The organism is Bradyrhizobium sp. USDA 3315 (assembly GCF_054056795.1).
Map to the genome: position 1 here is coordinate 7,337,907 of NZ_JBSRYP010000001.1, position 12,608 is coordinate 7,350,514.

12 protein-coding genes are annotated in these 12,608 nt (G+C 64.6%); 7 read left to right on the top strand and 5 right to left on the bottom strand.

Annotation, left to right across the window (positions count from 1 at the left end; translation table 11 throughout):
- Positions 1 to 115 precede the first annotated feature (115 nt).
- The 4 genes from ACVIYL_RS34505 to ppx all read left to right on the top strand — a co-directional run bounded on the left by ACVIYL_RS34505 (position 116) and on the right by ppx (position 5,275).
- Positions 116 to 658, top strand: coding sequence for a CDP-alcohol phosphatidyltransferase family protein (locus ACVIYL_RS34505; RefSeq protein WP_028332358.1), 543 nt, complete (start codon positions 116 to 118; stop codon positions 656 to 658).
- An 88-nt stretch (positions 659 to 746) separates the two neighbouring features.
- A complete protein-coding gene (locus ACVIYL_RS34510) occupies positions 747 to 1,424 on the top strand; it encodes a P-loop NTPase family protein (RefSeq protein ID WP_310879486.1) in 678 nt (225 codons plus the stop codon).
- Between the two features lie 131 nt (positions 1,425 to 1,555).
- A complete protein-coding gene (locus ACVIYL_RS34515) occupies positions 1,556 to 3,760 on the top strand; it encodes an RNA degradosome polyphosphate kinase (RefSeq protein ID WP_076831991.1) in 2,205 nt (734 codons plus the stop codon).
- A gap of 12 nt (positions 3,761 to 3,772) precedes the next feature.
- Positions 3,773 to 5,275: an exopolyphosphatase gene (gene ppx, locus ACVIYL_RS34520; protein ID WP_225159070.1), complete on the top strand. Its 1,503-nt coding sequence runs from the start codon at positions 3,773 to 3,775 to the stop codon at positions 5,273 to 5,275.
- Between the two features lie 114 nt (positions 5,276 to 5,389).
- On the opposite strand, the gene ACVIYL_RS34525 is transcribed toward ppx, so the two are convergent.
- Both ACVIYL_RS34525 and ndk read right to left on the bottom strand, forming a co-directional pair.
- Complete coding sequence (locus ACVIYL_RS34525) at positions 5,390 to 6,229, bottom strand: TerC family protein (RefSeq protein WP_076831988.1); 840 nt, start codon at positions 6,227 to 6,229, stop codon at positions 5,390 to 5,392.
- Positions 6,230 to 6,341: 112 nt separating this feature from the next.
- Positions 6,342 to 6,764: a nucleoside-diphosphate kinase gene (ndk, locus tag ACVIYL_RS34530; protein WP_016847423.1), complete on the bottom strand. Its 423-nt coding sequence runs from the start codon at positions 6,762 to 6,764 to the stop codon at positions 6,342 to 6,344.
- A gap of 347 nt (positions 6,765 to 7,111) precedes the next feature.
- On the opposite strand from ndk, the gene ACVIYL_RS34535 reads away from it, so the two are divergent.
- The 3 genes from ACVIYL_RS34535 to ACVIYL_RS34545 all read left to right on the top strand — a co-directional run bounded on the left by ACVIYL_RS34535 (position 7,112) and on the right by ACVIYL_RS34545 (position 9,739).
- Complete coding sequence (locus tag ACVIYL_RS34535) at positions 7,112 to 7,375, top strand: hypothetical protein (RefSeq protein ID WP_018271306.1); 264 nt, start codon at positions 7,112 to 7,114, stop codon at positions 7,373 to 7,375.
- 211 nt (positions 7,376 to 7,586) lie between these two features.
- A complete protein-coding gene (locus ACVIYL_RS34540) occupies positions 7,587 to 7,769 on the top strand; it encodes a hypothetical protein (protein ID WP_038377182.1) in 183 nt (60 codons plus the stop codon).
- Positions 7,770 to 7,876: 107 nt separating this feature from the next.
- Positions 7,877 to 9,739, top strand: a complete 1,863-nt coding sequence (locus tag ACVIYL_RS34545; protein WP_253608912.1) for an ABC-F family ATP-binding cassette domain-containing protein — start codon at positions 7,877 to 7,879, stop codon at positions 9,737 to 9,739.
- Positions 9,740 to 9,790: 51 nt separating this feature from the next.
- Here the strand turns inward: ACVIYL_RS34545 and ACVIYL_RS34550 are convergent, their stop codons facing one another.
- The 3 genes from ACVIYL_RS34550 to ACVIYL_RS34560 form a co-directional block, all read right to left on the bottom strand.
- Complete coding sequence (locus ACVIYL_RS34550; protein WP_456781775.1) at positions 9,791 to 11,035, bottom strand: IS4 family transposase; 1,245 nt, start codon at positions 11,033 to 11,035, stop codon at positions 9,791 to 9,793.
- Positions 11,036 to 11,498: 463 nt separating this feature from the next.
- On the bottom strand, positions 11,499 to 12,053 hold the full coding sequence (locus ACVIYL_RS34555; protein WP_083715152.1) for a hypothetical protein: 555 nt from the start codon (positions 12,051 to 12,053) through the stop codon (positions 11,499 to 11,501).
- Positions 12,054 to 12,154: 101 nt separating this feature from the next.
- Complete coding sequence (locus ACVIYL_RS34560) at positions 12,155 to 12,607, bottom strand: DNA polymerase III subunit chi (RefSeq protein WP_456780654.1); 453 nt, start codon at positions 12,605 to 12,607, stop codon at positions 12,155 to 12,157.
- Between the last annotated feature and the right edge of the window lies 1 nt (position 12,608).

Consider the following 12,608-nt stretch of genomic DNA (forward strand, 5'->3'; position numbering starts at 1 on the left):
CCGCGCAATGGCTCGCGGCGCTGCCGCCGCGATACTATGTAGATAACACAAGGCGGCTGCGCAAAAGAGCCGGATATCGAGTAAAATCAGGCTTCTAGCCGGGAAGCGATCCAAGTTGAGCATTCCGAACATCATCACCCTCGGCCGCATCATCCTGGTGCCGGTGATCGTCTGGGCCATCGTGTCCAGCCAGATGGAGATTGCGTTCGCGATCTTCGTGATCGCCGGCGTCTCGGACGCGGTCGACGGTTTCCTCGCCAAGCGCTTCAACATGACGAGCGAGCTCGGCGCCCTGCTCGATCCGCTCGCCGACAAGGCGCTCCTGGTGTCGATCTATGTCGCGCTCGGAATCTGGGGCGCGGTGCCGCGCTGGATCGTGATTCTCGTGGTGTCACGCGACATCATGATCGTCTCCGCCGTGATTGTGTCATGGTTGTTCGACAAGCCGGTCGAGATGAAGCCGCTGATGGTGTCGAAGCTGAACACGGTGGCGCAGGTCGCGTTCGCAGCGCTGGTGCTGGCCTCGCTCGGCTTCGGCTTTCAGCCACATCCTTACGACCTGATCCTGATGGGCCTGGTCACGATCTTTACTTTGGGTTCGGTGTCCCTCTATCTCGTGGAGTGGGTGCGGCACATGAGCACCATCGAAGCTCGGTAGGCGGGATCCGGAAAAGTGGAAGCCGGTTTTCCCGCGACAAACGCGACGCGTTTGCGCATGGCTAAAATGAAGTGGTTTGGAGACCTGCGTGGCCAGTAGCGTTCAACCTCGTCAATTGGCCTTGGCCCTGCCGCACGAGGAGAAGCTGACCCGCGACGATTTCCTTGAGGGCCCTGCCAATGAGGCGGCGCTGGCGCTGATCGACGGCTGGCCGGACTGGCCAAACCGAATCATGCTGCTGGTCGGGCCTGACGGCTCCGGCAAAAGCCACCTCGCCGCGATCTGGGCCGAGAGCGCCGGCGCGCGCTCGACCGCGGCGCATGCGCTGACCGCCGACACGGTGCCGACCGCGCTTGCGACCGGTGCGCTCGTCGTCGAAGACCTGAGGCCGGCGGATTTCGACGAGCGCGCAATGTTTCATCTGATGAATCTGGCGCGCCAGGACGATGCCTACGTGCTGATCACGGCGCGCATTCCGCCCTCGGCGTTCGAGATCGAATTGCGCGACCTGCGGTCGCGGCTCCGCGCGGTGCCGACCGTGACGCTGCTGCCGCCGGACGACCAGCTGTTCCGCGGCCTGATTGTCAAGTTCTGCGCCGACCGCCAGATGAGCGTGGACGAACCGCTGGTCAGCTATCTGAGCAACCGGATCGAGCGTTCCTACGTTGCCGTCCGGCAGGCGGTCGAGCTCCTGGATACCGAGGCACTCCGGCTCGGCCGTCCCGTCACGCGGGCGCTGGCGGCGGAGCTGTTGCGCGACGCCTGATCCATCCCGCGGCTTGACGGCGCAGGCGAGCGGAACATCAATGTCATCGAAACGTCATCGCAATATCACATGGTCTCTGCGGCTCTCGGCTACACCGCCCCGGCCCCTGCCCTGAATTGGACCAGCACTTTATGGACTCGGCACAAGCTACTGAAATCAAAGAAAAAGAGGCGGAATTTCCCGCCATTCCCGCAATCGCGACCAGCCCCGAACGCTTCATCAACCGGGAGCTCTCCTGGCTGCACTTCAACCGGCGGGTGCTCGAGGAATCGGTCAATCTCGGCCATCCCGTGCTGGAGCGGGTCCGCTTCCTGTCGATTTCGGCGAATAACCTCGACGAGTTCTTCATGGTCCGTGTCGCCGGCATCAAGGCGCAGGTCCGCGAGGGCATTACCGAGCGCAGCCCGGACGGCCTGCTGCCGGCCGATCAGCTCGTGATGATCAACAAGACCGTCTCGCAGCTCGCCTCCGACCAGCAGGCGATCTGGAGCGACCTGCGGGATATCCTGGCCAAGGTCGGCATCCAGCTGGTCGACGGCCGCGACGTCACCAAGTCCGAGCGCAGCTGGATCGAGGATCACTTCCTCCACAGCATCTTCCCGCTGCTGACGCCGCTGGCGATCGACCCGGCGCATCCCTTCCCGTTCATCCCGAATCTCGGCTTCACGGTGGCGCTGCAATTGTCGCGGATCTCCGACGGCAAGGCGATGAACGCGCTGATCCGCATGCCCGGCAAGATCGACCGCTTCATCCGCATCCCCTCCACCAAGGAAGGCGCGCCGGCGCGGCTGATCACGCTGGAGCAGGCCACCGGTCTCTTCATCGGCCGCCTGTTCCCCGGCTACACCGTCAAGGGCCAAGGCGCATTCCGCATCATCAGGGACTCCGAACTCGAAATCGAGGAAGAGGCCGAAGATCTCGTTCGCCTGTTCGAGACCGCGCTCAAGCGGCGCCGCCGCGGGTCGGTGATCCGGCTCGAGATCGAGGCCACGATGCCCGAAGAGCTGCGCATCTTCGTGCAGCACGCCTTGTCGGCCGCAGACGACGAAGTGATCCTGGTCGACGGCGTGCTGGCGATGAACGAGCTGTCGCAGCTCACCCGCCTCAATCGCCCCGACCTCGAATTCCCGCCCTATGTGCCGCGCCACCCCGAGCGGGTGCGCGATCATGGCGGCGATATCTTCGCCGCCATCCGCCAGAAGGACCTCGTGGTCCATCACCCCTACGAATCCTTCGACGTCGTGGTGCAGTTCCTGCAGCAGGCGGCACGCGATCCCGACGTGGTCGCGATCAAGCAGACGCTCTATCGCACCTCGAACAATTCGCCGATCGTGCGCGCGCTGGCGGAAGCCGCCGAGGCCGGCAAGTCGGTGACCGCGCTGATCGAGCTGAAGGCGCGCTTCGACGAGGAAGCCAATATCCGCTGGGCCCGCGACCTCGAACGCGCCGGCGTGCAGGTGGTCTACGGCTTCATCGAATTGAAGACGCATGCCAAGCTGTCGATGGTGGTGCGCCGCGAGGGCGGCAATCTCACGACCTATGTGCACACCGGCACCGGCAACTATCACCCGGTCACCGCGCGCATCTACACCGACCTCTCCTACTTCACTTCGGATCCGATCATCGGCCGCGACGTCGCGCGGGTCTTCAACTACATCACCGGCTATGCCGAGCCGAGCGACATCGAGAAGATGGCGGTGTCGCCGCTGACGCTGCGCAAGCGGATCATCGAGCACATCCACGGCGAGATCGCCCACGTCAAGCACGGCCGGCCCGGCGCGGTCTGGATGAAGATGAATGCGCTGGTCGACCCTGATATCATCGACGCGCTGTACGAGGCCTCGCAGGCCGGCGTCTCGGTCGAGCTCGTGGTGCGCGGCATCTGCTGCCTGCGGCCGGGGCTGCCGGGACTGTCGGAGAACATCCGCGTCAAATCGGTGATCGGCCGGTTCCTGGAACACGGCCGAATCTATTGCTTCGGCATGGGTCAGGGCCTGCCGAGCACAAAAGCTGCTGTGTATATCTCGTCCGCTGACATGATGCCGCGAAACCTCGACCGCCGCGTCGAGGTTCTCTGTCCGCTGCAAAATCCCACGGTGCATCAGCAGGTTCTCGAACAGATCATGGTCGCGAACCTGAAGGACACCGAGCAAAGCTGGCAATTGTTGCCGGATGGGTCGTCAACGCGTATGAAGGCCGCGAAAGGCGAAGAGCCCTTCAATCTGCATGACTACTTTATGACAAATCCGAGTCTGTCCGGCCGTGGTAAGTCTCTCAAGGAATCTTCACCGCGCCGTCTCACGCGTCGCAACGAGCGTCAGCAGCCATCGTCTTAAGGGGGCCTTACGGTGAAGCGGCCGCGGAAGCGCGCTTCCAGCGTCGCTGTCATCGATATCGGCTCGAACTCGGTTCGTCTCGTGGTCTACGAGGCGATGGCGCGCAGCCTCATCACAATCTTCAACGAGAAGGCGCTGTGCGGGCTCGGGCGCGAGGTGCAGAGCACCGGCCTGCTCGCAACCGATGCCGTCAACAAGGCGCTCACCGCGCTGCGCCGTTTTCGTGCGCTGTGCAAGATCCAGCAAGTCGGCCGCGTCTACGCGATCGCGACCGCGGCCTGCCGCGACGCCAAGAACGGTCCGGACTTCATCGCCAAGGCCGAGCGCATCTGCGGCGCCAAGATCGAGATCCTCACCGGGCCGCGTGAAGCGAAGCTATCCGCGCTCGGCGTCGTCTCGGGCGTGCACAATCCGAACGGCATCGTCGGCGATCTCGGCGGCGGCTCGCTTGAACTGATCGATGTCAAGGGCAGCCGCGTGCGCAGCGGCGTGACGCTGCCGCTCGGCAGCCTCGCGCTGCAGGACCTCTCCAACAAATCGCTCAAGCGCGCCGAACGCATCGTCAAGAACGAGCTGCTCGGCGTCGCCCAGCTCAAGACCGGCCGCGGCCGCACCTTCTATGCCGTCGGCGGCACCTGGCGTGCGCTGGCGCGCATTCACATCATCCAGAGCGGCTACCCGCTCAAGGTGATGCACGGCTATTCGATCCCGGCGGCCGACGCACTCGACTTCGCGCAGCGGCTGCGACGGCTGGCGGCCACCAACATGCTGGCCAATATCGAGTCGGTCGCCGACGCGCGGCGGCCGCTATTGGCCTATGCCGCGCTCGTGCTCGAATACATCATCCGCGTGGCCCAGCCGAAGACCATCGTGTTCTCGACCTTCGGCGTACGCGAGGGCCTGCTCTACGAGATGCTGCCGCAGGCCGAACGCGCCAAGGACGGACTGCTCTGCGCCGCGCAGAATCTCAACGAATTGCTGTCGCGCTCGGCCCGCCACGCCCAGGAGCTGACGGCGTGGACCGACCGGCTGGTGCGCGTCGTCAGGCTACGCGAGACCGAGGAAGACCGCAGGCTGCGGCACGTCGCCTGCCTGCTCTCCGACATCGGCTGGCGGGTGCATCCCGATCATCGCGGCGAGGAAACCCTCAGCCTGATCATGAACGGCAATTTCGGCTCGATCACGCATCAGGGCCGCGCCTTCGTCGCGCTCTCGGTGTTCTATCGCTACGCCGGGCTCAGCGAGGAAAACGAGCCGCCGCCGCAGATCCGCGCGCTGGTGACGCCGGCGATGGACGAGCGCGCCCGCGTGCTCGGCGCCGCATTTCGCGTCGCGCATCTGATCACGGCGGCGCGCACCGGCGTGCTGCCGGCAACCCATTTCCGCACCCAGGGCCGCAAGCTGATGCTGGTGTTCGAGCACCGGATGGTGGATCTGGTCGCCGACCGCGTCGGCAGCCGCTTCAAGCAATTGGCGCGGCTGGTCGGGCGCGCCGGCTCGATCGTGCGGCGCTAGGGCATGATCCGGAAAAGTGCGAAGCGGTTTTCCCTCGCGACAAACGCGGAATGCGTTTGCGCGGAGATCATGCTCAAACAACGAGCTCGACCCAATCGCATCGCGATTTAGGGCTCACGCCGCCTTGGCGGCGTGCTTGGCCTTGCGGAGTGCGTGGCGGCGCCAGATCGACCCCACGACCAGCACCACGATGATGCCGAGCACCGCGAGCGCGATCTCGCCGCCATTGCCGCCATGGGCGAATTGCGGCGACATCCCGACCGACGTCAGCCAGGAATCGAGCTTGGTACCGAGCGGTCCGGCGAACAGCGCGTCCAGCTTCGGATGCACGGCGGGATCGGTCGCGATGACGTCACCCGCGATCCAGCCGAGCAGCGCGGCACCGGCCCAGACCAGGACCGGCAGCTTGGTGAGCAGCGCCATGATCAGCGCCGCGCCGGCAACGATCAGGGGAACGCTGATCGCAAGTCCGAGCACCAGCAGCGGCACGCTGCCATTAGCGGCGGCAGCCACGGCGATCACATTGTCGAGGCTCATCACGATGTCGGCGACGACGACGATCTGAACCGCGGCCCACAGATGCGCGGCCGCGTGCACGCTGTCCTCGTCCTCCTGCTCCGGCACCAGCAGCTTGGCGGCAATCACGATCAGCGCCAGTCCGCCGACCAGCTTCAAATAGGGAAGCTCCATCAGGCTGGCGACGATGCCGGTAAAGATGACGCGCAGCAGCACTGCCGCGGCGGCGCCGAGAATCATGCCCCACAGGCGCTGGCGCGGCGCGAGCCCGCGGCAGGCGAGCGCGATCACGAGCGCGTTGTCGCCCGACAGCAGGACGTTGATCCAGATGATCTTGCCGACGGCGACCCAGAACGTCGGCGTCGCCATCTCGTTCTTGAATTCGGTGAAGAACGCGCCGATGTACGCCGGATCAAAGATCTGCCACAGCCAGTCCACAGCGAGTCCTATTCGGCCTTGCGGCCGCCCCTGGCGGCGGTCGTCCGCCGCTCCCCGGTTCTACTTCGACGCGGTCTCCTCGGGAGACCGCGCCACTTTCAGCAATACGGTGTCAGCCGACGATCTCGTTGCCGGCGAAGAACTGCGCGATCTCGATCACCGCGGTCTCCGGCGCATCCGAACCGTGCACCGAGTTCTCGCCGATCGACTTCGCATAGAGCTTGCGGATGGTGCCTTCAGCGGCCTTCGACGGGTCGGTCGCGCCCATCACGTCGCGATATTTCAGGATAGCGCCCTCGCCTTCCAGCACCTGGACCACAACCGGGCCCGAAGTCATGAAGTCGACCAGCTCGCCGAAGAACGGACGCGCCTTGTGGACGGCGTAGAAGGTCTCGGCCTGGCCGCGGGTCATGCGGATGCGCTTCTGCGCCACGACCCGCAGGCCCGCCTTCTCGATCACCGCATTGACCGCGCCGGTCAGGTTGCGCTCGGTGGCGTCGGGTTTGATGATCGAAAAGGTGCGTTCAATCGCCATGATTTCGTCCTTGTAAACTTGGCTGGGAGTTGCCGGGGCTTATATCGGCGCGATGGGATAACGGCAAGCGACCCTGTGACGCGTTAGCCTTTAGTTTTGACGCATTTTCACGACGAAAACCGTCGTTAGGGCGCCCTCCGGACAGCGGCCGGCTCGGCCAACTTACCGCGATTTCACCTAGGTGAACCCATTCTGTCAGCGCCGTGCCGCTGCCGTTCAGCTCAAGTCACATAGGCTCTGCAGCGATCGGACGCCTTGCTGGCCCCCCCATCCGCAAGCCTCACAGGACGTCTCGGGAAATGTCACCGCGGGCGCGTCGCGCGCGCCCATACCTCGAGGAGACGATCATGTTACGCAAACTCTCGCTTGCCGCCGTCGCCGCGGTTTCGCTCGGTGCCGCCGCGCTCGCCCCGACCTCCGCTTCTGCGTGGGGTGGTTGGCATGGCGGCTGGCACGGTGGATGGCACCACGGCTGGTGGGGCGGTCCGCGCGTCATCGTCGGCGGCCCGGCCTATTACGGCGGTTATGGCTACGGCGGCGGCTGCTACGTGCGCCGCGTGGTGCCGACCCCGTGGGGGCCCCGCTGGCGCCTGGTCAACCGCTGCTACTGATCCATCGAATCTACGACTGCTCCCCTGACTTGCTTCTCGCCCCGGCCCTCGCGCCGGGGCTTTTTTCGGGTCCGCCGGGGGAACCCGGGCATATGATGGGACCCACTACCTCAAGGCGAGAGCAAGGCGCGGAAACCAAATTCGGGGTCGCGACTTGTCATGGCGAGGAGCTACTCGAACATGCGAGGTGGAACTCGCCAAGAGACATGCCATGACGATGACAATGAGCAAGATCGACAAGGACGCCGATCAGATTGATCACAAGACCTGCCGTTACATCTGCGATGCCGTAGGCGAACGGCTTCAGCAAAGCATGCGGCCAGAGCCCGCACTTTCGTCTCGCCTGCAGCAACTCCTCGACGAGATGCAACGACGGGAAGGCGATCGCCATTAGGTGTTGAGGGCTGAACAGCAGCCCAATTGCGTTTTTGCAACAGCCCCGGGAGAGATTTTGCGAACAGACGGGGTTGCGTTTGGCGGCGGGTCCGGTGACAACGCTGCATGCTCTCCATCACTGACATCTCGGTCCGGATCGCCGGACGGCTGTTGATCGATCACAGTTCGGTGCAAATTGTACCCGGAGCCCGCGTCGGATTTGTCGGCCGCAACGGCGTCGGCAAATCGACGCTGTTTCACGCCATCCGGGGCGACATCCCGACCGAGAGCGGCAGCATCGCGCTTCCGCCGCGCTGGCGTATCGGCAGCCTCGCGCAGGAAGCGCCCGACGGGCCCGAAAGCCTGATCAACGTCGTGCTGAAGGCCGATCTCGAGCGCGACGCGCTGCTGCGCGAGGCCGAGACGGCGCACGATCCGCACCGGATTGCCGAAATCCAGACCCGGCTGGTCGACATCGACGCCCATTCCGCGCCCGCCCGTGCCGCGGCGATCCTCTCCGGCCTCGGCTTCTCGACATCAGACCAGGCGCGGCCGTGCGCGGAATTTTCCGGCGGCTGGCGCATGCGCGTGGCGCTGGCGGCGACGCTGTTCTCCGCGCCCGACCTCTTGCTGCTGGACGAGCCGACCAACTATCTCGATCTCGAAGGCACGTTGTGGCTCGAGAACCACCTCGCCAACTATCCGCGCACGGTGATCGTGATCAGCCACGACCGCGACCTGCTGGACACCTCGGTCGATCAGATCCTGCACCTCGATCGCGGCAGACTGACGCTCTACAAGGGCACCTATTCCTCGTTCGAGGAACAGCGCGCCGCGCGCGAATTGCTCGACGCCAAGCACGCCAAGCGGCAGGCCGATGAGCGCAAGCGCCTGCAGGATTTCGTCGACCGCTTCAAGGCCAAGGCCTCGAAGGCGCGGCAGGCGCAGTCGCGCGTGAAGATGCTGGAGCGGATGAAGCCGATCACCGCGCTGGTGACCCAGGATGTTCATGAGATCTCGTTCCCGGCGCCGGAGAAGCTGCTGTCGCCGCCGATCATCGCGGTCGATGACGTCTCGGTCGGCTACGAGCCCGGCAAGCCGGTGCTCAATCGCGTGACGCTGCGCGTCGATACCGACGACCGCATCGCGCTGTTAGGGGCCAACGGCAACGGCAAGTCGACGCTGGTCAAGCTGCTGGCGGGCAAGCTCGCGCCGTTTGCCGGCCGGATCACGAGGGCCGACAAGCTGTCGGTCGGCTATTTCGCCCAACACCAGGTCGACGAGCTCAATCTCGACGGCTCGCCCTATGATCACATCCGCAAGCTGATGCCGGAGGCGCCGGAGAGCAAGGTGCGCGGCCGCGTCGGCGCGATCGGCTTCTCCGGCAAGGCCGGCGACACGCTGGTGAAGAGCCTGTCGGGCGGCGAGAAGGCGCGGCTGCTGCTGGGGCTTGCCACGTTCTACGGCCCGAACATGATCATCCTGGACGAGCCGACCAACCACCTCGATATCGACAGCCGTGCGGCGCTCGCGGAGGCGATCAACGAATTCCCCGGCGCCATCATCATGGTCTCGCATGATCGCTATCTGATCGAGGCCTGCGCCGACCGCCTGTGGGTCGTGGCCAACCAGACCGTCACGGCCTATGACGGCGATCTCGACGAATATCGACGCATGATCCTGTCGGCCAATGACGGCCGGCCGGCCTCGCGCGAGCGCGTCAAGGAGGCCGCGAAGCCGGAGCGCATCCGCAACGAGAAGCGTGCTTCACCCAGGCAGCGGGTCGCGCAAGCTGAGGCCGAGATCGAGCGCATCAACGCCATCATCGCCAAGATCGATACCGCACTCGCATTGCCCGATATTTTTACCCGCGACCCCAAGCAGGCCGCGCAACTGACCAAGGCGCGCGCCGGCGCCGAGAGCGCGTTACAGCGCGCAGAGGAAGACTGGCTGGAAGCCAGCGCCGAACTCGACGAAGCGGCGAGTTAGACCGGGCGGAGCCACATATCCGATGTCGTCCCTGCGAAAGCACTAGTGCATCTACACGTTTGTCGGGCCATTTGCGAGGATTTGGAAGCGGGCCATTCCGGTGTGGAAGGTGATTGGTCCAGGTTGACGGTGGGAGGCGTAGCCGGTCCATCCGCCGAGTTTTGCGATGATCCATGCCGCCCAAGCAAGAGTGTTGGGGCGATGGTGGTTTTTCTGAAGCTCGGTGCGACCTTTCATGGTTTTGTTGATGGCCCTGAGCGTCTCGATCTCTTCTGCGGTGAAGACAAATTCAGCCGGCAATTCTTCGCCACTGTTGCGGGCCTGAACGAGTTGAATGACGATACATGCCGCTCTGGTGGCGACCGCCACGAGCTTGATCAGGCCTTCGGCGCTCTCGATCTGACTATCCTCGATGCGCAAACCCTGGCTCTTCAGCGAGCGAAAGAGTTGCTCAATGATCCAGCGCTGGCGGTACCAGGAGACGATCTGCCAGGCGTCTTTAACGGTGGCGACCGGATGAGTGGTCAGGAGCAGCCAGCGAATGGGCTCCGCACCTCTCGGCGGATGCAACTCGACCACTTCTACGAAGCTGAGTTTGATGCCCTCCGCCAAGTCGGTGACGCCGGGCCTCTGCGGCCGCTTGAGCACGACGGTTCCGAAGCGCATCGAGAGATGGGCCTGCCGGCCGCGCCGATCCATTCGCTGCGGCAGATCGATCACCGCGTTGTCGCAGAAGCGGCTCCGCTCGACCGCCTGATAAAGTGTGTCGCCATCGACCAGCGCATGGTCGTGCATGGCACGCGACAGAAGATGGACATTCTCAGCTGGCGTCAGCGCCCAGTGAGCAAAGAAATCCCCCTCGCGGTCGTTGACGACGGTGATCATGCGGGCATCTGCCAGGACGTCGCGGCCTTGCTCGGCGGCCGTCACCCAGCGCGCCGACTCCTTGTCGGCCAAGGCGCGCCGCTCATGCGGGATTTTTACCTTGCCTTTGCGCGTCCAAACGTTGCCGCCAGTAAGGCCAAGACAGACCCCGCTGTCGGCATCCACCGCCATCATCGCATGCAACAGCACGCCGCGAGCATTGCCCTTGCCGACTTTGCCCAGCCCGCGCCGCCGTCCCGCCTGGGTCTGGAACTTGACCTCGCTCGTATCCTGGATCGCCAGCACATGACGCCCGCTGACCGCAGTCCGCGTCTGCGCGCTCCAGCCCTCAATCAATTTATCGATCGTGACTTGGGGGTTGTTCACAAACCGCCAGAACGCCATATTGGCAGCCCAATCGCCCCGGGCCATCTGGCGCAAGCAGACGCTGCGCGTGCAAAGCATAGCCCGCAGAAGCGTCGCCCCCTTTTGTCGAGACGAACGTCCCCGAACTCACCCAAAGACAAATCCGGCTGCATCGCTGGCGCTCCTTCGAATCAAAGCGCCAGTGAGAGAATCATACAACATGCTGCAGAGACGCCACTTCTTGCTGCACCGAGTCAATCTGTCGCGCCCCAAAACCGTGTAGACACGCTAGTGCGAAAGCAGGGACCCATAACCACAGATGGTCGTTGCTGCGCGATCGTCGAACGACGAGTCCGCTCAACCACATCGGCCGCGGCGTATGGGTCCCTGCTCCCGTGCGCAATTGCGCACTAGGCAGGGACGACCCGTGGAGGGAGCCGAGGCTCTCATTCTGTCCGGTGTGATGTCCGCGCGTCCGGTATCATGCCCGCGCATGCAGGCATTGGCCTGCCGCTGCGGCGAAAACGCTCTAGCCGTGCGAGGTCTTTTTCTTCTTCGGCTTCGCCTGCTTCGGCTCGGGCACGGGATCCGGGCCGCGCTCGACGGACGACAGGCGCCCCGAGGTAAAGGTGTAGATGCCGGCGCGCGCGCCACGCGACCAGGTCACGACCGCAACGCGCCCGCCGCCCGGAGCACTGGACAGGTTGACGCTGTCGGGCGCGCCGATGCCGCGCACGACGTCGCATTCAGTGTGGCCGAGTGCAACGCTGCCGCCCGTTGGCTGCGGCGGCGGTGCACCGCCGGCCTGCGCGTTGGCATCGGTGGCGCCCGGCGGCGGTGCCATGCCTGGACAGCTGCCGTCGGCACTGACGAGATCGTCGTTCGTTACCGGCTTGTCCGGCGTCAGTGGCGGCGATTCGATCGAGATGTTGCGGATGAACACCCGCCCGGGACGCGAGAACCATTCCGCATCGCGCGAAAACAAGTCGGATCCGGCGCCCGAACAGCCGGCAAGTCCCGGTGCAAGCACCAGCAACGCCAGCAGCGACTTCCGACTGAATGTTCCGTCCCGCACGATCGACAAAGCTCCTACCCCTTACCTAAGGGCTTGTCCGAACATCACTTTGCGGCATGACCGTGGCCCGCCCCAAGAAACGTCGAATTATCATTAATTAGTAGCTATCGCTATTGGCGCCGCTGCCAGCGTCCCCGCTCGTCGGTCTGCCAATAGGTGACCTCGAAGCCGCGCGCCTTGCAAGCGGTCCAGCTTTCCCTGGCCGAGGCCACCGCGTCGGGGTCGTCGCCGTTGAACACGAGGACCACCCGCTCGTAGCTGTCGCAGTCGGCCGGCAGCGCCGCATTGTCGACCAGGAAGCGGACATTGGCCCGATTCGGGTTGCCCTCCTCGATCGACAGGATGATCGGCTGGTCCTGCGCGTCGGCAACGCGCGAGGTCGCGTGCGGCAGGAATGAATCGTCGCTGTAGGTCCACAGATGCGCGTCGAGCGTCTCGGCACGCTCCCGCGACGTCGATTGCACCACCACGCGCCAGCCGCGCTCGAGCGACTTCTCGAGCAGCGGCGGCAGCACGCTCTCCAGCGTCATGTTCTGCAGGTGGTAGAACAGAACCTCGGTCATG

Excerpts from the sequence above, each read along its gene's own strand:
- ACVIYL_RS34515 (WP_076831991.1), top strand. The coding sequence starts at position 1,556 with ATGGACTCGGCACAAGCTACTGAAATCAAAGAAAAAGAGGCGGAATTT.
- ndk (WP_016847423.1), bottom strand. The coding sequence starts at position 6,764 with ATGGCGATTGAACGCACCTTTTCGATCATCAAACCCGACGCCACCGAG.
- ACVIYL_RS34535 (WP_018271306.1), top strand. The coding sequence starts at position 7,112 with ATGTTACGCAAACTCTCGCTTGCCGCCGTCGCCGCGGTTTCGCTCGGT.
- ACVIYL_RS34540 (WP_038377182.1), top strand. The coding sequence starts at position 7,587 with ATGACGATGACAATGAGCAAGATCGACAAGGACGCCGATCAGATTGAT.
- ACVIYL_RS34545 (WP_253608912.1), top strand. The coding sequence starts at position 7,877 with ATGCTCTCCATCACTGACATCTCGGTCCGGATCGCCGGACGGCTGTTG.
- ACVIYL_RS34550 (WP_456781775.1), bottom strand. The coding sequence starts at position 11,035 with ATGGCCCGGGGCGATTGGGCTGCCAATATGGCGTTCTGGCGGTTTGTG.
- ACVIYL_RS34560 (WP_456780654.1), bottom strand. The coding sequence starts at position 12,607 with ATGACCGAGGTTCTGTTCTACCACCTGCAGAACATGACGCTGGAGAGC.